The 18,771-nt window shown below is 42.7% G+C and carries 21 protein-coding genes; 19 read left to right on the top strand and 2 right to left on the bottom strand.

Going from position 1 to position 18,771, the window contains the following annotated elements; genetic code table 11:
- Nucleotides 1-173 precede the first annotated feature (173 nt).
- Nucleotides 174-1,373, top strand: a complete 1,200-nt coding sequence (locus RTX25_RS11295) for an MFS transporter (RefSeq protein ID WP_312653734.1) — start codon at nt 174-176, stop codon at nt 1,371-1,373.
- Between the two features lie 48 nt (nt 1,374-1,421).
- Nucleotides 1,422-2,303, top strand: coding sequence for a PHP domain-containing protein (locus tag RTX25_RS11290; protein ID WP_312653732.1), 882 nt, complete (start codon nt 1,422-1,424; stop codon nt 2,301-2,303).
- An 80-nt stretch (nt 2,304-2,383) separates the two neighbouring features.
- Here the strand turns inward: RTX25_RS11290 and RTX25_RS11285 are convergent, their stop codons facing one another.
- Together RTX25_RS11285 and RTX25_RS11280 are read right to left on the bottom strand one after the other, a co-directional pair.
- Nucleotides 2,384-2,806 carry a EutP/PduV family microcompartment system protein gene (locus tag RTX25_RS11285; protein WP_312653730.1) on the bottom strand — a complete coding sequence of 141 codons (423 nt, stop codon included), beginning with the start codon at nt 2,804-2,806 and terminating at the stop codon, nt 2,384-2,386.
- A 2-nt stretch (nt 2,807-2,808) separates the two neighbouring features.
- On the bottom strand, nt 2,809-3,174 hold the full coding sequence (locus RTX25_RS11280; protein WP_312653728.1) for a BMC domain-containing protein: 366 nt from the start codon (nt 3,172-3,174) through the stop codon (nt 2,809-2,811).
- A gap of 323 nt (nt 3,175-3,497) precedes the next feature.
- Here RTX25_RS11280 and RTX25_RS11275 point away from each other — a divergent pair, with 323 nt between their 5' ends.
- The 17 genes from RTX25_RS11275 to RTX25_RS11195 all read left to right on the top strand — a co-directional run bounded on the left by RTX25_RS11275 (nt 3,498) and on the right by RTX25_RS11195 (nt 18,667).
- Nucleotides 3,498-4,352 carry a PHP domain-containing protein gene (locus RTX25_RS11275; protein ID WP_312653726.1) on the top strand — a complete coding sequence of 285 codons (855 nt, stop codon included), beginning with the start codon at nt 3,498-3,500 and terminating at the stop codon, nt 4,350-4,352.
- A gap of 12 nt (nt 4,353-4,364) precedes the next feature.
- Nucleotides 4,365-5,558 carry a pyridoxal phosphate-dependent aminotransferase gene (locus RTX25_RS11270; RefSeq protein ID WP_312653724.1) on the top strand — a complete coding sequence of 398 codons (1,194 nt, stop codon included), beginning with the start codon at nt 4,365-4,367 and terminating at the stop codon, nt 5,556-5,558.
- An 11-nt stretch (nt 5,559-5,569) separates the two neighbouring features.
- A complete protein-coding gene (locus RTX25_RS11265) occupies nt 5,570-6,025 on the top strand; it encodes a PTS glucose transporter subunit IIA (protein WP_312653722.1) in 456 nt (151 codons plus the stop codon).
- A gap of 74 nt (nt 6,026-6,099) precedes the next feature.
- Nucleotides 6,100-6,360: an HPr family phosphocarrier protein gene (locus RTX25_RS11260; RefSeq protein ID WP_312653720.1), complete on the top strand. Its 261-nt coding sequence runs from the start codon at nt 6,100-6,102 to the stop codon at nt 6,358-6,360.
- Nucleotides 6,361-6,537: 177 nt separating this feature from the next.
- Nucleotides 6,538-7,452 (top strand): MBL fold metallo-hydrolase, encoded by a 915-nt coding sequence (locus RTX25_RS11255; RefSeq protein WP_312653719.1) that lies wholly within the window; start codon nt 6,538-6,540, stop codon nt 7,450-7,452.
- A gap of 94 nt (nt 7,453-7,546) precedes the next feature.
- Nucleotides 7,547-8,977 (top strand): adenylosuccinate lyase, encoded by a 1,431-nt coding sequence (purB, locus tag RTX25_RS11250; protein ID WP_312653717.1) that lies wholly within the window; start codon nt 7,547-7,549, stop codon nt 8,975-8,977.
- Nucleotides 8,978-9,046: 69 nt separating this feature from the next.
- Entirely contained in the window at nt 9,047-9,517 is a 471-nt protein-coding gene (locus RTX25_RS11245) for a small multi-drug export protein (protein ID WP_312653715.1), read from the top strand.
- 323 nt (nt 9,518-9,840) lie between these two features.
- Entirely contained in the window at nt 9,841-10,605 is a 765-nt protein-coding gene (locus RTX25_RS11240) for a hypothetical protein (RefSeq protein ID WP_312653713.1), read from the top strand.
- Nucleotides 10,606-10,850: 245 nt separating this feature from the next.
- On the top strand, nt 10,851-11,450 hold the full coding sequence (locus tag RTX25_RS11235) for an alpha/beta hydrolase (protein WP_312653711.1): 600 nt from the start codon (nt 10,851-10,853) through the stop codon (nt 11,448-11,450).
- A gap of 235 nt (nt 11,451-11,685) precedes the next feature.
- The gene (locus RTX25_RS11230; RefSeq protein ID WP_312653709.1) at nt 11,686-13,005 is read left to right on the top strand and encodes an NfeD family protein; all 1,320 of its coding nucleotides are present in this window, start codon (nt 11,686-11,688) and stop codon (nt 13,003-13,005) included.
- Nucleotides 12,983-13,255 (top strand): NfeD family protein, encoded by a 273-nt coding sequence (locus RTX25_RS11225; protein WP_312653707.1) that lies wholly within the window; start codon nt 12,983-12,985, stop codon nt 13,253-13,255. Before RTX25_RS11230 ends, RTX25_RS11225 begins: the two co-directional genes overlap by 23 nt.
- A gap of 3 nt (nt 13,256-13,258) precedes the next feature.
- Nucleotides 13,259-14,248, top strand: coding sequence for a flotillin-like protein FloA (gene floA, locus RTX25_RS11220; protein WP_312653705.1), 990 nt, complete (start codon nt 13,259-13,261; stop codon nt 14,246-14,248).
- Between the two features lie 15 nt (nt 14,249-14,263).
- Nucleotides 14,264-14,806 carry a hypothetical protein gene (locus RTX25_RS11215; protein WP_312653703.1) on the top strand — a complete coding sequence of 181 codons (543 nt, stop codon included), beginning with the start codon at nt 14,264-14,266 and terminating at the stop codon, nt 14,804-14,806.
- Nucleotides 14,807-15,113: 307 nt separating this feature from the next.
- Nucleotides 15,114-15,509: a hypothetical protein gene (locus RTX25_RS11210; protein WP_312653701.1), complete on the top strand. Its 396-nt coding sequence runs from the start codon at nt 15,114-15,116 to the stop codon at nt 15,507-15,509.
- 285 nt (nt 15,510-15,794) lie between these two features.
- The gene (locus RTX25_RS11205; RefSeq protein WP_312653700.1) at nt 15,795-16,208 is read left to right on the top strand and encodes a protease inhibitor I42 family protein; all 414 of its coding nucleotides are present in this window, start codon (nt 15,795-15,797) and stop codon (nt 16,206-16,208) included.
- Between the two features lie 79 nt (nt 16,209-16,287).
- Nucleotides 16,288-17,181, top strand: a complete 894-nt coding sequence (locus tag RTX25_RS11200; protein ID WP_312653698.1) for a substrate-binding domain-containing protein — start codon at nt 16,288-16,290, stop codon at nt 17,179-17,181.
- Entirely contained in the window at nt 17,165-18,667 is a 1,503-nt protein-coding gene (locus RTX25_RS11195) for a hypothetical protein (protein ID WP_312653696.1), read from the top strand. The genes RTX25_RS11200 and RTX25_RS11195 overlap by 17 nt, the downstream gene beginning before the upstream one ends.
- Nucleotides 18,668-18,771: the final 104 nt, after the last annotated feature.

The raw sequence follows: 18,771 nt of genomic DNA, 5'->3' as shown, positions 1-18,771 counted from the left end.
CCGTTTTGGATATTGAATTTGAAATTAGAGAAGAGCAAGTCGAAAGACTTGTTCTTTTTTTTAAGAATATGCTTGCCACTGTGCAGAGTGCCTTCCTTGACCGGAATGTCCAATCCCTCTATAATCGAGTTAATGAAATAATTGAAATCACTAAGCAGAAAGCGAGACATACTATGGCAACATTTTTTCTTTTCGTCATCTACATGGCATTTATCGGACTGGGTCTTCCTGATTCAGTTCTCGGGGCTTCATGGCCCGTTCTTCACCTGGCACTTGATGTCCCTATAGCCCATGCGGGGATTCTGTCTGTCATGACTACAGGAGGAACCATCATTTCGAGCTTCATGAGCGGGCGCGTCACAAAGAGGTTCGGAACAGGCAGAGTGACCCTTGTGAGTGTACTCATGACGGCCATTGCGCTTATGGGATTTTCCTACGCTTCCAGCTTTTACTGGCTCATGCTCCTCACCATTCCTCTGGGTCTTGGTGCAGGTTCAGTGGATGCGGCGCTGAACGGATATGTGGCCATGCACTACGAAGCGAAGCACATGAGCTGGCTGCACAGCTTCTGGGGCGTTGGCGCAACCCTCGGGCCTATGATCATGTCGCTCTTTCTTGGACGGGCGGGAGGATGGAGAACCGGTTACTTTGTCATTTCACTTATCCAGGTAACCATCGTCATCCTTCTCTTCACAACACTTCCTTTATGGACGAGATTCGGTCAAGGGACGGTCTCTGGACCTGTACCTGATCAAGAGGACAGCGGAAAGGGGAAAGGCATCTATAAGATTCCTGGTGTGAAGTACGCCATCTTAAGCTTCTTCGCCTACTGCGCAGTGGAGATGACAACCGGGCTTTGGGGTTCAAGCTATCTTGTCAGTTATCAAGGGTTCACGCCCGAGACAGCAGCAAGATATACTTCTCTTTTCTTTGGCGGAATCACCATCGGAAGGTTCATCACCGGATTCATCACCATGAAATTCAGCTTCAGAAGTGTCATCCGAGCCGGCATTCTGTCCATCGGTTCTGGTGTCCTTATGGTGCTATCCGGCTTCTTCATGCTCCTTATTCCCGGATTTCTTCTCATCGGACTTGGCTGTGCACCGATTTTCCCCGGGATGATTCATGAAACGCCTCAGAGATTCGGAAAGAGACATGCCCAGTCCATCATCGGAATCCAGATGGCATTTGCCTATATGGGCAGCACACTCATGCCGGCACTCTTCGGTCTTCTCGCTGGAAGAGGTTATCTATGGCTGTTTACGCCATATCTTCTTCTGATGCTCGGTATCCTTCTCTTTTCCACAGAAAGAATCAATGCGCTCATGAAGAGAAGAACACAGGATGAAAAGGGAAAGGAAATGATCAGCTGAAAAAATAACAGGAAAGGATAAAGGATAAGCTCCTTTACGGTGAAAAATATGACTTATCTCGATCTTCACATGCACTCGAACTACAGCGCTGACGGGGAGCATACCCCAGCTGAACTGGTAAGGCTCTGTCAGGGTAGAGGAATAAAGGTCATGGCACTGACAGATCACAACAGCATCAGAGGGGTAGCCGAGGCTACGGCAGCTGCAAAGCGATACGGAATCCATGTCATCTCAGGTATTGAACTGGACTGCACCTTCATGGATGTGAACCTCCATATACTCGGTTACGGAATCCGGGAAGAAGAGCGCTATCACGATTATGAGAAGCAAATCGAAGAACAGGAGATCTATGCGGGAACAAAGCGTATGGAACTCATCGAAAAGCTGGGAATCGCCTTTAAAAGAGAAAGGGTGAGAGAGATATCCGATTACGGGATCATCACCGGTGAGACCATAGCTGAAGCTGCCCTTGAGGAGGAGATCAACAGGTCTCATCCGCTTTTGAGCGCGTACTACGATAACGGGGAAAGAAGCGACAACCCGTACGTCAATTTCTACTGGGACCTCTGTGCCAAGGGGAAGCCTGCATATGTACCCATAGAATACATGACCCTCTCTGAAGCGGTTTCGCTGATTACGGACACGGGCGGCGTTCCTGTCTTCGCCCATCCGGGTCAGAACATCGGAAGAGACGAAGCGCTCCTTAGCGGCATCATCGCTGAAGGAGTTGCCGGTATAGAAGCCATGAGCAGCTATCATGATGCCGCCACCAGATCCTTCTATCTGAAAAAGGCCAAAGAAATGGGGCTCTTCTACACCGCAGGCAGTGATTTCCACGGTAGGACAAAGCCCTCAATTTCTCTCGGTGTCAAAGAGGCAGAAGGTAAGGAAGAGGAGATTCTAAGTGAACTATCCAGGCATCTCTGGTAAAGATGCACAGCTCAAAAATGCCCGATGCAGTATCATTTCTGCATCGGGCATTCTAATTGTCTCATCGGTACGATATAGAGTCAGAGGAGATAGCGAAGAAGCGGAGGGATACCTTCACCGGTCGTGGAACTGACATGAAAAACCTTCTCGCAACCTGAAAGCCTCAGCCACTCTTCAGCCTGATCGGTATCCGCCTCCGGAAGATCGATTTTTGTCACAATTCCGATGACTTCCCGGTTCACACAAGGGGTGATGTTGGGCGGAAAAAGCGAATAGGGTTCGATTGCGCTGATAAGAAGGCCAATGATGTCCGCTTCGTAGGAATAAAGCGCAAGCGCCTGCGAAAGGTTCTTGTTCTCGGCATATTCTCCCGGCGTATCGATGATCACGTCATGGTAGCTGATGTACTGGGTTTTGTGATAGACAGGCTTCTGTCCGCGAAGAGCCTGGGTGAGTGTGGTCTTTCCGCTTTCGGTCCTGCCAACGAGCATCATCTTTTTCATGATCAGGTCCTCGTGATTTCACATGTCGTGAATCCCAGGGTATGACGTGTGTAGTTTGTAATTACCCTTATGGCCGATTCAACCTCAGAAATCTTACCCGTTATGATGAGTGTTCCGCTGAAACGGTCCACAAATCCAAGCTCCACACTTGAGGTCTTCAGCGCTAGATCTCCGGCAATAATTGCGGTTTCACTCGGCGTCATGGTGATGATGCCGATGGAGGAGCGGTTGTAATCCACGTGGGGATTGAGGCCCAGCTTCTTGTAGACCACTTTATCGGGATTTGCGATGATATGAGCAAGCGTAATCTGCTTACCTGGTACCGTCTCCTGTATGATCCTCATTTTATGATCCTTCGTCGTCTCCATGACTTCACTCCTTTATCTCTCTTCTCTATCTCAATTATAGGGGATATCCTTTTGGGGCAGATGACACATTTTTACGCATTCCGAAGATAAATTTGTCATTCTGCTTTCCTCACGAGGATTATCATAGGAAGTATCCATTGCAAAAACTGCAACAGATCAGGCATCACTTTTCCTTTTTCGCTTTATAAACATGTAAAGGATAACAGAATAAAGGATAATTCCACTTAATACTACGAGGATGTGAATACCTCTAAATTTTGCTTTATGTCATTACATTTATGACAGAATATGTTAAATTTAATATATAGAAAGAAGGTGATGTAATGCTAAGCGATCTGCACATCCATACGACTTATTCCGATGGAGCATTTACACCTGATGAAGTTATTGAACAGGCAAGGAGAAAAGGGATCCGATACATTTCCATAACCGATCATGACACCATGGGTGCCTACGGGAATTTTGAAAGCGGATATGATGACATAACCATCATCTCAGGAGTTGAAGTTTCAACCTATTATAAAGGTCTTGAACTGCATATCCTTTCCTATTTTCATGATCCTTACGATAAGCCTCTTCTTGCTCTTCTGGACCGTTTCAAGAATGACCGGATAGAAAGGTATCATAAGATCATCCATAATCTGGAAGAACTTTCCATCCATCTGCCCGACGATGCTCCTCCGAAGGATTCCTACGGGAGAGCCCACATCGCAAAGCTTCTCATCGAGCACGGTTATGTAGCCAATATCAAGGAAGCCTTCCAGATCTATCTCGATGTGGATAAGATCGCCTATGAAAAGCGGTTCAAGATCGATACCCGTGAAGCCCTCAAGGCTCTACGGGCGGCAGGAGGAATACCTGTCCTTGCCCATCCCGGAGAAAAGCTCTATAATCTGCATTTTGAAGAGCTGCTCACAGAGCTCAAGGTTCACGGTCTTCTGGGACTGGAGGTCTATCATCCTTCTCATAGAAAAGATCTGACCAACAGATTTTATGCTCTGGCCAGAAAGAATAAACTCATCATCACCGGTGGAAGTGATTTCCATGGTCAGCTGGATTCAAAGCTGAATTCGGTCAATGACAAACTGGGAAAATATGGGCTAAATGATCATCTTATGATGAAGCTCATCCGATTTAACCGCAGTCTCAAAAATTACGATAAAAAGGCAACAACTTAAAGGGGGAAAAACATGGATTTTTCAGTAAAAGCAAAGAAACTCGCACCATCCATCACTTTGGCCATTACAGCAAAGGCTAAGGAAATGAAGGCACAGGGAAAAGATATCATCGGATTTGGCGCAGGTGAGCCGGATTTCAATACACCGGACAATATCATCGCAGCCTGCAAGAAGGCTCTTGATGAGGGGAAAACAAAGTACGTTCCTGCATCAGGCATCAATGAACTCAAGGATGCCATCATCGCCAAATTTGTCCGTGACAATGCCCTGGCCTACAAAAGAGAACAGATCATCATCTCCACAGGAGGAAAGCAGTGCCTTTCCAATGCCCTGAATGCGCTTCTCAACCCTTTGGATGAAGTGCTTATTGCAAAGCCATACTGGGTGAGCTACCCAGATCTTGTGCATCTAGCTGACGGAGTTCCTGTCATTGTGGATACGGATGAAGCAGACAGCTATAAGTTTACAAGAAAGAATATCGAAGCCTCACTTACAGAGAAGACTAAAGTGATCATCATCAACAGTCCGAATAATCCTACAGGGACAGTCTATTCCAGAGAAGAGCTTCAGGATCTTGCAGACCTATGCAGAGAGAAAGACCTATTCATCATTTCAGATGAAATCTATGAGCCGCTCATCTACGGAGAAGAAAAGCACTACTCCATCGCAGCGCTTAATGAAGATGCCTACAGCAGAACACTTGTCGTAAACGCCCTGTCCAAAGCCTATGCCATGACAGGATGGAGACTCGGATATGCTGCAGGTCCGAAGGATCTCATAAAGATCATGTCCAACATCCAGAGCCACACCACCTCAAACTCCACATCCTTTGTCCAGTATGCCGCTGTAGAAGCCTTAAACGGCGACCAGAGCTTCATACCGGAACTCAACAAGGAATTCAGGAAGAGACGCGACTACATGGTGGAGCGTGCTGAAAACGTGGAAGGACTGAAGTACATCTATCCACAGGGCGCATTCTATCTGATGCTGGATATCCGCTTCTTCATCGGAAAGTCCTACAAGGGAGAAGTCATCGACAGTTCCCTCGCATTTGCAGACAGACTCCTCACCGACTACAATGTAGCCCTCATTCCGGGTTCAGGCTTCGGACTTGAAGGTTTCGTGAGACTTTCCTATGCCATAAACATAGATTCAATCAAAAAAGGATTCGACCGTATCGAAGAATTTCTGTCTCAGCTTTCATAGGAGGAGAAGAGATGAATAAGAAATGTGAACTTTATATGCCCGTCGCAGGGGAAGTAATCCCACTTGAAGAAGCGAACCACTATCTGAAAGATGATGTTCTTGGTGGGACAGGGGTATGCATTATCCCTGATGGAGACATATTTTTTTCACCCGTATCTGGCGAAGTGGTACTTGTTTCAGAAAATCTCAACGCTGTAGCCATCAGTACTGAAGAGAGCCTCACCATACTCATCCACGCGGGCCTTGACACCGCAAAACTCGGCGGACGAGGCTTCGCCACATATGTCAAAGTTGGAGATATGGTCACGGTGGGTGACAAGATCCTCTATATGGATAGAGACTTTGTGGAACTCTCTGCAAAGATCACCACGCCGATCATCATCACAACACCTGAAAAAATCAAAGATCTTACCATCAACTACAAGGCTACAGGCGCGTTTGTAAAGTTCGTGGAAATCTCTCTGTAGATTTTGTTGTGTTAGCAATAAAACATGATATAATTAAGTTGTTTATTAAAAGTATATGAATATGAGGTGATTAAATGGTTTCAAAAGAAGTTGCAGTTAAAAATCCTACTGGCCTGCATGCAAGACCTGCTACACTGCTGGTTAAAAAGGCATCATCATTCAAGTCTGACGTAAGTGTTGAATATAACGGCAAAAAAGCCAATGTGAAAAGCCTGATCGGCGTATTGTCACTTGGTGTGACAAAGGGCGCAACAATCACAGTCATCGCCAATGGCGAAGACGAAGAAGCTGCCTGTGAAGAAGTAGCTAAGCTGATCGAAACTCTGGAGGAGTAATCCTTTAGAATACGGGAACAGTTAATGTAAAGAACATACTAGGATTGATTCATCAGTCCTAGTTTTTCTTTTTTACAGGAGATTCTGAAACCGTTATGTCAGCTGATGCATTTTTCTTTTTCCCTGACCATATAGTATAATAATGCTGTCAAGGTGATGAGTAAAGGTGGGATGAACTTGGAAAAGAAACACATACGAGGCAATACCTATGTTCTTGATCTGGACCTTCTGTATCTGCCCTACTATATGATCGATGATACGCACATTATCCTTCTGGATACCGGTCTCAAGAATAATGACCGGGAAAGACTGGAACAGTTTTTCGATGAAAACGCTCTGGAAGTATCGGGAATCATCTGTTCCCATGCGCACATCGACCATGTGGGCAATGCCGCCTATTTCAAGGAGAAGTTCGGCTGTCCGGTTGCAATGCCCAGAGAAGAGGCCCTTATAGTAGAATCTGTCCTGTCCCTTAAAATCTTCTATGCGAACTATCCCATAAACAAGATTATGGAACATTTCGGTCATATGATCGTAAAGACCGATCAGATCATAGAGGATTCGGATACAGAGATCATGATGTGCGGAATAAGCTTCGGTGTACTTCATACGCCAGGACACAGTTCTGGACACATCTCCATTACAACCCCTGATGATGTGACCTATATCGCTGATGCGCTCATCAGTCATGAAGTGATGGAAAGCGCAAAGCTGCCTTATGCGCACGTTCTATCCAGGGACATTGCAAGCAAGATCAGGCTCTACAAGATACAGTCGGGAATGTATATCCTCGCCCACAAAGGCATCTATCCCGACATCAGAGACCTCATCACGGATAACATCTATTTCTATAGAAACCGCGCGGAAGAAATCATGTCTGTGATCACGAAGCCCATGACTATGGAGGACATTCTGAAAGCCGTTTCGAAAAAAATGAAGATCAGAGTGAGCTCTGTGTATAAATATATGGTGGTGGAGCGGATGCTGCGATGTTATGTGGAATATCTGTATGAATCAAAGCGTGTAAAGCTCATTGTGGATGACGGATTCCTGAAATATGTTATGGATGACCCTTTCCGCGAGGAGAAGTAGCTGTTCTTCGTACTGTGTTTTCAGGATTCAGAAGAATAGAAAGAATATGATAGACTTATGATGAAGATTTAGTTGAAGTTTAGGAGGCAAAGTTATGAGAGATACCTATGAAAGTCCACTGACGAAAAGATATGCATCAAAGGAAATGAGCTATATTTTTTCTGACCTTAAAAAGTTCAGAACCTGGAGAGCCCTCTGGATTGCACTGGCAAAGGCTGAAATGGAGCTGGGACTGCCTATTACAGAGCAGCAGCTGAGTGAGATGGAGAAGTTTAAGGACGACATCAACTTTGAAGAGGCAGAAGCCAGAGAGAAGCTCGTGAGGCATGATGTCATGAGCCATGTCCACGCTTTCGGTCTGCAGGCGGAATCCGCGAAGGGGATCATCCATCTGGGTGCGACCAGCTGCTACGTGGGAGACAACACCGATCTCATCATTATGAGAGAGGCCCTTCAGCTCATTAGGATAAAACTAATAGAAGTTTTAAAGAACCTTAAGGTATTTGCGCTAAAATATAAAGACCTGCCTACACTAGGTTACACCCATTACCAGCCTGCACAGATCACAACTGTGGGAAAACGCGCTACACTCTGGATGCAGGATCTGGCACTGGACCTTGAGAATCTTACCCAGACAATAGACAATATGCGTTTTCGCGGCGTCAAGGGAACTACAGGTACACAAGCAAGCTTCATGAGTCTTTTTGACAATGATGAAGAAAAGGTCAAGGACCTGGACAGGAGAGTATCACTTCATTTTGACTTTCCAAAGACTTTCAAAGTTACAGGTCAGACCTATCCGAGAAAACTCGACAGCTTCATCCTGAATACGCTCAGCGAAATCGCCCAGAGCGCATACAAATTCAGTAATGACCTCAGACTTCTTCAGAGTATGAAAGAGATCGAAGAACCCTTTGAGAAGAACCAGATCGGTTCTTCTGCTATGGCCTACAAGAGAAATCCGATGAGAAGCGAAAGAATTGGTGCTTTAAGCCGATACATCATCGTAGATGCGCTCAATCCGGCCATAACAGCATCCACTCAGTGGTTCGAACGTACACTGGACGATTCAGCCAATAAGCGGATTGCTGTAGCTGAAGCCTTCCTGGCTCTGGATGGTGTCCTCAATCTCTATATCAACATCACAGAAGGCATGGTTGTCTATGATAAAATGATCTCGGCACACCTGAAAGCGGAGCTTCCTTTCATGGCCACTGAAAACATCATCATGGAAGGGGTCAGAAAAGGTGGAGACAGACAGGAACTCCATGAACTCATCAGAGAACACTCCATGGAATCTTCGAGGCGTGTAAAGCTTGAGGGGCTGGACAACGATCTGATCGAGCGGATCCTTGCTGACGAACGCTTCGGCCTTGGTCAGGAAGACCTTCAGAACACCCTGGATCCGATAAATTATGTCGGACGAGCTCCTCAGCAGGTCGTGGAGTTCATAACAGAAGAAATCGATCCATTAATCAGTCACTATGAAAACAGTGCTTATCAGAAATCGGACATCACAGTCTAGAATAACTGCCATGATTTTATGATCCGTCTCTAAATAAGGAGAGAGCTTCATGGCTTCAAGGAGTAGTATATGAGTCAGCAATTACAGGTTTTTATCCTTTCAATGATACCCATAATAGAGCAGAGGGGAGCAATCCCGTTGGGTTTTGTCTACAATATGGAACCCTTAACGATATTCCTTCTTTCTCTTTTTGGCAGTCTTGTCCCTTCACCGTTCATCCTGATTCTTTTTAAGCGAATATATAAGTTCCTGGCTTCAAAACCTTTTTTCAGGAAATTCGTAGATCTTATAGACAGCAAAATAGCAAAGAACAGCGATAAACTGGAAAAAAGAAAAGAAATCGGTCTGATTCTTTTTGTAGCGATTCCTCTGCCCACTACTGGCATCTGGACCGGTAGTGCAGTAGCAGCATTTCTGGGTCTCGACTTCAAGAAGTCTCTTCTTTGCAACTTCATCGGAGGCGTTCTTTCAGCGACCATTATCACTGTAGTGTGTCTTCTGACACCAGGTTTCTTTACAGCAAAGACTCTTGGACTGTAACGAAGCGCACCATTTTATGTACACTTATATATAGAAACAGGCACTGCCTCCCACCTATACGGATGAGAAGGTGCCTGTTTTTTTCGTGTTCTGCTTAGTACTTGCATATGAGCGTTTTCAGGCTGAAGATACCCCGAAATTTTCTAAATTTAAGATGATTCGACAAGGTTTATCGTCGGAAAAGGGTCTTGATACGTTCTGCCTGAAAAGAATTAACCTCATATCTCAATTCTTAATGTTATTTAAGAAATCTATTATTAAAATTTATATAGAATTTATAATTTTAAGCTATAATTTTAAAGTACCAAAAAGGGAGGATTGACATGAATAAAAAAATAAGTCTTGGCATACTACTGATCTTAGGAATGTTGATCCTAGGCGCATGTAGTTCAAATGAAGAGGATACCATAGTACAGATGACCCCGATTTTAAGTTACACAAATGATAAAGAAGAAAACGTGAAATTCGTCAGAACAAAAGAATATGACGGCATGACCATAAAGGAATATACAGATTCCAAATTCTTTTATGAGGTAACTCCCGACGGAAAGCTGATGACCATATTCCTTAGAAATGCACCATCTGGCGTCACGCCTAATGTTGCGGCAAAAGAGGAAATCAAACTGAAGAATGAGGATAATCTCAAAAGACTGGACTATGATATAGCTAAATTCAAAACCACTATAAATTACAGTGATAGCAGAAAACAGTATGAGAGTGTCTCACGGGAGACGCAAGGCGAATTCTTCACCGGAAACAACGTATATATCCAGTATACCAGTGATGGAACACTCATCAGTATTTCATTTAAACATGAAGACCCTCAGGTACTGAATAATGTAGACAAGATTACAGTGAATGAAGCAAAGGAAATTATCATCAACTATTTTGCAACAAATGCTTCTACAGAAAAGTATGCTGCTCAGCTCACTAAAGAAATCATACGCTACGATGTCGACGTGTACAACGGCAAGAAAGTCTATAATCTTTATTTCACCCTCAATACCGAAGAACAAGGCAACTTTGATTTCACATACGTTGTCAGTACAGAATCAGGCATTATCCTTTATCGAAAAGAACTGAGATGACCAGATGGCCATCTCTTTTTTTTCGCAATAATAGGTTTTACGCTATTAAATTACATCCTTGACATTAAATGAAATAAACTATAAACTGAGGGCATGAAAAGGGTGAGATTATAGCCAGATATAAGCATAGAATTGCTTTTCCTAAGTGCTTCACGATTTATCGACTGGCAGAATAATGCAACTCAGATTTCAATTTAAACGACAGACGAAAGTCGTCAATATGAACAATCGATAGGAGAATGATCATGATTCATAAATTTATTAAAGGAAATAAAAAAGACAGGACACTGATCCTCTTCCATGGAACTGGTGGAACTGAAGAAGACCTGATTCCATTAGCAGGAATGATTGACCCTGATGCTTCCATACTGTCACTGCGCGGCAACGTCTCGGAAAATGGCATGAACAGATTCTTCAGAAGACTAAGTGAGGGCATTTTTGATGAAGAGGACATCAGGGCAAGGGCAAAAGAGATTGTGACGTTTTTAGATGAGACGGTCGATGAATATGGGATTGACAGAAAGAGTCTTGTTGGTATCGGATATTCCAATGGTGCAAACATCATTGCAGCAATGCACTATCTCTACGGTGACACCTTCACAAGATCGATTCTTTTTCACCCCATGGTGCCATTGAAGGCCGCTGAGAAGATAGATCTGAGCAGTGTGAGCATTTTTATTGGAGCAGGAGAGAATGATCCAATCGTCCCTATTGAGAATACAATGAAACTTGAAGATTTCCTCAGTAGTAATGGCGCCGATGTGACAATGAAGAAATACAACAAAGGACATAGTCTGACAATAGAAGAAGTCAATGATGCCACAACGTGGTACGCACAGATTTAAAAAAGTGAACCCTGCTGAAAAATCAGCAGGGTTCATTCGTTCCTTTCAGCCGATAAAATGGAGGTAAACATGATGTTATCAGCGCTTCACTAAATGGTTGAATATTCAAAAATGATAGAAAGTGTGGGCTATTAGTGATATGATATATTTAAGACATGTGGTCGAATCTAACCTCATAGAACTTTATAATCTAAGTTAGACTTCAACTGTCTAATCTCTGAAAGGAGGATGTCATATGAAAAGAACCCTAAAAACTCTGATGATGACTATACTGATCCTGTCGACATTCCTGACTACGGTCATGGCAATGGATGTCTGGGAAATCCGCTTCAGCGGTGAAGTATCACCAAGTCAGGCCCAATGGCTGGAAGATGCATATACCGAAGCTGAAAACAATCAGGCTGATGCAGTATATCTCATTATCGACACGTTAGGCGGAAGAGTTGATTCAGCTCTTGAAATGTCAAGAACCATCTCTTCGATGGATACAGTTGTCCTTGTAGATGGCGGTGCAATATCTGCAGGTGCTTTGATGGCACTTAGTGGAAGCGAAATGTACATGACCAACGGTTCCACCATCGGCGGCGCTGAACCGCAGGTAAGTGGAGAAAGAGCAGATGAAAAAACAGTTTCGGTCTGGTCAGCTGAGCTTGCCTCACAGGCTGAGAAAAATGGACGTGATCCGCTTATTGCCCGTGCTATGGCTGATGATTCCATCGTAATTGAAGGTCTTGTTGAAGAAGGCAAACTGCTTACTCTGACGGCTGAAGAAGCATTGAAGAATGGTATGACAGACGGTTTGTATCGAAGCGATCTTGATCTGCAGCTCGATAAAGGATTCAATATCATTGGTTCCTCAGGCAAAACAACGCTGAACTTTGTCACAGACTTTCTGACCTCCGCGGCGATCAGTACTATTCTACTTATGATCGGTATTGCCGGAATCCTTATAGAACTTTTCACTCCAGGATTTGGAATACCAGGTGGTATCGGTATCGGTGCATTAGCCTTATACTTCGGCGGCGGTATGCTGGCCGGAATCTCCGGCTGGGAAGCAGCTTTACTATTTATCATCGGTCTTGCACTTCTGCTTGTGGAAGTGTTCATTATTCCAGGATTTGGAATTGCAGGCGTGCTGGGACTTGCAGCTCTGTTTGGAAGTATCTTCCTTTCCACACCTGATCCGGCAACCGCAATAAGATCTCTGGTTATAGCCATAATCGGGGCTGCCATCCTGATATTCATCGTATTCAGATTCACACCTGGAAGACGAGTATTCAGCAGGCTGATACTGAATATGGAAGAAACACCTGAAAAAGGTTATGTTGCAGCAAAACCCGGTCTTAAGGACCTTATGGGAAGGACAGGCATAGCAAAGACAACACTGCGACCGGCAGGTACAGCAGAGTTCAATGAAGTACTCGTTGATGTCGTTACTTCCGGAGAGTTTATTCGAGAGGGTTCACGGCTCGTCGTTACTAATGTAGAGGGAATGAGAGTCATCGTTAAGGAAGTTAAAGGAGTTGAAGTAAGTGCCGATTCGGAACATATTTAAAAAATTGGTACTGAACATGGGTGAAACACCCGAGCGTGGTTATGTCGCTGCTAAACCTGGCTTGAACGATCTGATCGGTAGAACAGGCATCGCTAAAACAACATTGAGACCTTCAGGCACCGCTATTTTTGACGATGAATTAGTGGATGTCGTAACTTTAGGGGAATTCGTTCAGGATGGTACCGAAATAATCGTTATCAGAGTTGAAGGAATGAGAGTCATCGTCAAAGAAAAATTAAAGGAGTTGTAGTAAATGCCCGAATTATATGGATCACTAATCATATTTGTAATCGTACTTGTACTGATCATTATACTGTTCACCATAATCCCAGTTGGTTTATGGATCAGCGCTTTAGCAGCTGGTGTAAAAGTCGGTTTCTTCAATCTGATCGGTATGAGACTGAGAAGAGTCGTACCAAGCAGAATCGTTAATCCTTGGATTAAAGGTGACAAAGCTGGTCTGAAACTCAATGGTAACAGTCTGGAAGCTCATTACCTAGCAGGTGGTAACGTCGACAGAGTCGTAAATGCTCTGATCGCAGCTGAGAGAGCTCAGATTCCACTGCAGTTCGAAAGAGCTGCTGCCATCGATCTTGCCGGTAGAGATGTGCTTGAAGCTGTTAAGATGTCCGTTAATCCCGTTGTTATTGAAACACCATTCATCTCTGCAGTAGCAAAGAATGGTATCGAAGTAAAAGTTAAAGCAAGAGTTACTGTACGTGCTAACCTTGACAGACTTGTCGGTGGTGCCGGACAGGAAACAATCATCGCCAGAGTTGGTGAAGGTATTGTTACTACAGTCGGTTCTTCAGATAGTCATGCTTCAGTACTTGAAAATCCGGATTCCATATCCTCAACAGTACTGAAGAAGGGTCTCGATTCAGGTACAGCTTTTGAAATTCTGTCTATAGACATTGCTGATATTGATATCGGTAGAAATATCGGTGCTAAACTTCAGGAAGATCAGGCTCAGGCAGACAAGAAAATCGCTCAGGCGAAAGCTGAAGAAAGACGTGCTATGGCAGTTGCTCTTGAACAGGAAATGAAAGCTGAAGTTCAAGCGATGCGCGCTAAGGTTGTTGAAGCGGAAGCAGAAGTCCCAAGAGCACTTTCAGATGCATTCAGAGCTGGAAATATCGGCGCATTCGACTATTACAATATGAGAAACGTCATGGCTGATACAAATATGAGAGATGCGATTTCCCAGAGCGGAAAACAGGCTCCTCAGCAGAAGGAAGACTAAGATAGGAGGATTCCTATGGATTTTATAATAATGCTTGTAATTTTTGGCGTGATTTCATCACTGACCAAGAAAACCAAAAAGCCTCAACCCGGTCAGAGAAGAGTCCCTCCTAATACACCGGTGAATAGAATGCCAGCTGATCGCGCTACCTTACAGAGCAGATTAAATGAAATCAAAAAACCGGAAACTGTGCAGGGTGGACTTACCTCACTCTTCAATATGCTGGCTGGAGAAGAAGTTCTGAAGGACCCAAGAGACACAGAACGAGAGCGTACCAACAAAATTCAGGCTGAAAAAGAAAGGCTGTTCAGAGAACAGCGTGATCTGGAGTACCAGGAACAGTCAGACCAGGATCAGCTGCTTTGGGAAAGTGAGAACAAAGACATCAATGAAATCGGAGATGCAGAGGAATATATTGAAGCTTCAAATTCCGAGGATATAAACACACAGGGTACCAGAGTATCCGATGCTTACAATCTTTCTGAACTGCAAAAAGGGATTATCTGGCGTGAAATTCTGGATAAACCTAAAGCATTAAGACATACCAGAAATAACTGATTACAGAGATATCCCTACTTTGGAAGGGATATCTTTTTTATTCGTTCTGTATGAAAGTAGTGTCAAACAAAGGTATCATTAAGGCTCCGTAAGAATCTACGTACAAAATGGAATATTTTCTTAAAATAAAGTATAATATAAATATATAAATAGTTGTGGATATATCCCATTCCAACTATAGAATCTATCAAAAAAAAGAGAATCAAGGATTTAAAAGAATGGCTGACATAAGTATAAATACTAATTTTGTTATATCTCATCCTGAGAAATTATGTAATTTCAACCTATATTACAAAATGGAGGTATCATGATTAAATTAAGACTCAATTTTAAAGGAAACCTTAAAATTCTTAAGCTGCTTATCTTAGGGTATATTGTTTTTGCGGGGTGCTTTATATTTCCCTTCAGTAATGAAAGGAGTTCTTTTGATGTTATGAAAGCGTATCTCGTAATTGGCTCATATTTAGTAATTGGTATAGGATTAGGTATAATCTTTGGGAAACAAAAATATAAATTCGTATACATTTCAAGTTTACTATTAACCATGTTGGGGATGGTACTAAGGTATCTTTTAGAATATGGCGAAGTATCAAACACAATGAATTTTATTCTTTTAAATATAATTTTATATCTTTCAATCGTACCTATATTTATGACTCTTGTCTATCACATGACTATCCGTAATGTAAAAATTATGGTGTAAGATTTAAGTGTATCGATAATCAATCAGACGCAAAAGGGATTCAAATGAATCCCTTTTAAAATGCTCATTTTTCAGCACTACTCTCATACAAAGCATCTTTATTCGAGGCTTATAAATTTCAGTTATATGCTCTCATATTACACCAGACTCATTGTCCTGACTCAATAACTACCCAGTACCTTAATGATAGGAAATTTAATCAATTTGTATCTTGTTAACTGAGGTATAGTGATAAATTTTAAACATAGAATCAGAATATTGAAATAAAAAAAAAGAGTGAAAGAAATGAAAAATCAAACCCAGACATTTCTTGCAGTAATTGCTGTATCCGCTTTTCTGTTCTTATCATCTGCGTGCGCTCCAAATGACGCCGCTCTACCTGGTGAGGCTAAAGTAGAAGGTGATTCTCTGATAATCGATCTTGAAGAAAATCCTACAACAGGCTTCAGTTGGGTATACGATGATTATGATACTGCAGTACTCGAACTGATTGACGATGAATATATTCCTGATGAAACTGATTCGGATGTAGTCGGCAGCGGCGGCATTCACCACTATGAATTGAAAGGACTCAGCGAAGGAGAAACGACGCTTACATTTAGGTATCTCAAATCCTGGGAAGGGAAGGATTCAGCAGAAGAAACCAGAACATTCAATATTGCGGTTGATCAGATAGGAAAAATTGAAATCGCGCAGTAATGGTTACAATATCAAATATATTGCCTCAGTAAACTCTACTGAGGCATTTTCTGAAATTATTAATAAGGTGGCGATATCATTGAAAAGAACATCAATATTTCAGGTAATCACCGGCATTTTCTTGTCGCTTTTGCTTCTTTCAGGATGCAATGCATCAAAGACACAAACTGATGAACTTAGATTCACTGCTGAGCAGTATCCCACGGTAGACGGCTCTACGGTGACCATACCTTTGTCTGAAGCTCTAGCTGCGCAGCTCATGGATTTACCCATAGAAGAGGCGAGACAGTATGTGGTCCATAATAAGACCCATGAAGCATATCTTAATCTCATCGACAAGAAAGCGGACATTATCTTTGTGACCAGCCCGTCAGAAGAAGATCTGAAACTGGCAAAGAGCAGAAATGTAGAATTTGAGATCGTCCCTATAGTAAGTGAAGCTTTTGTTTTTCTGACTGGTACTGACAACGTGGTTGATGATCTAACTCTTGATGAGATCAGAAAAATATACTCAGGTGAGATTACCAGCTGGAAGCAGGTGGGAGGGGAGGATGTCAGCATTATCCCTTACCAGAGACCTGTCAATTCCGGAAGTCAGACTGGTCTTCTTGATCTTGTCATGAAAGATACTGAGCCAATGGAAGCTCCCACAGAACAGGTTATAGCAGGTATGGGTGAGCTGATAGATACCGTATCTGCGTATACCGATGAGCCAAATGGAATTGGATATTCTTATTATTACTACACCAGTGAGATGTGGGGTAACGATCGAGTTAAACTGCTTTCGGTTGATGGAATCAAGCCTGAACACTCCAGTATCACTTCAGGTAAATATCCATTACACACCGCTTATTATGCTGTGATCAACAAAGATGAGCCGAAAAATAGTTCTGCAAGAAAAATGATCTCCTATATCCTGTCAGATGAAGGTCAGAATCTCATGGAGGAGGCCGGATATGTCAAAGTCAGATAAGCAGGAGACAGCTGTTTTTCCTTATAAACGTATAGTCTCAGGAGTGCTGTTGTCTGCACTTCTGATAACAGGCGGATGTAGTCTGACACCGAAAGAGGAAGTCATTAAAGATAAGCCTTCAGAAACTCAAACAGAAGCTTATTTATCACCATTTCGGCAAGTTAACGGACCTGTGGACCTGAATTTCATGACTGTCAATAAACTTAGAGAACACTATGAGGAAACTTCAGATTCAAGCGGCTTCAGAGAAATGAGACTGACCATTTCGGGACTCCTTGACACTAAAATCGAAGCCGTTATCAACGAACAGATCAGTGCACTCCATGAGAAAGTGAAAGGTATCGATCTACCACCATACCGTGGAATCAGAAGACGACTATCCGAGAAATCAAAGCTGATCGATCAGTATCTGGCAACCGGTTTATCTTTCAACTACAACAACATCATTTCCGTCAGCGCTTCAGGCAGTAAGGTTTTCGTCCAGAACGGTACTGAACCAGGAGAATTTGTGGAATATACAGAAGTACTGAATCTGGATCTGAATACCGGTAAGGAAATCAGACTATCTGATTTATTCGTAAATGATGCAGACTATAAGGATGCTTTAAATAATAGAATCATGTTCTATATAGAGAAGGAGTACTCCAGCGACGAATACTCGGATACCTTCGGATATCCTAAACTGATAGCGCCGTTTAAAGGTGTAACAGATAATCAGAAATTCATGCTTTCAGAAAATGCCATCATTCTGATAATCGATCATGAGACTCCCGAATTTGAAACAGGTTTATATTATTGCCGCATCAGCATACCATTCAATGATGTTAAAGAAATTCTAGCCATCGGAGAGCGATTCAAGAGTAATGTCGATCTATATGTCGATAAAAAGCCAGTTTCAAAGATCCTGATCACTCACTACTACAAACATCAGACCGGCGAGCATATCGAGAAAACAACTGGATCCGTGGACATATACTCCAACTATCAGTATCCACCAACCTTAACATCTGAACTTCAGGAACACTTTAAAGCATTCAGTGAACTCGATGATAAAGAAATAGCAAGATTGAACATAAGCAGCAAAAAATCGCAGTATTACCAGAACACTGATGTATCGTTAATAGGCAAATACACTTTATTCGCAAAAAGCAGAAACATCAGCCATGAAGGTATCAGTCAGTTTAATACTGAATTTGAAGTATATGACGAAAACAGTACAATCATGACCCTTGAAGATGTATTCAACGAACAGTTTGACTACGAAGAATACCTCAAAAAAATACTCAAAAGGGAAGTGCCATATCAGCTGAAAACGCAAGTCGGGGAGACAGATAATTTAATGAAAGGGATATCATTTAGGTTAAATTCAGATGGAATATATTTTTCAACAGTTCCTGTTAAGTTTTCCGAGAAAGAAATCCATCCCGTTTCATTTTCAGTGGAGTATGATCAGATAGGATATGATCATCTCATGATATTCGACTAAATGGATGAATACTGGATAAAAGAAATAAAGAGCTAGATAAGCGATGAACGCTTGCCTAGCTCTTTATAGATCTTGCGTGATGGATTGAAGTAACTCCCAATAAG

Origin of the sequence: Proteiniclasticum sp. (assembly GCF_032054185.1) — a bacterium.
Taxonomy (GTDB): Bacteria; Bacillota; Clostridia; order Clostridiales; family Clostridiaceae; genus Proteiniclasticum.
The sequence above is the reverse complement of the archived record's forward strand: the minus strand, read 5'-3'. Positions and strand labels throughout refer to the sequence as shown.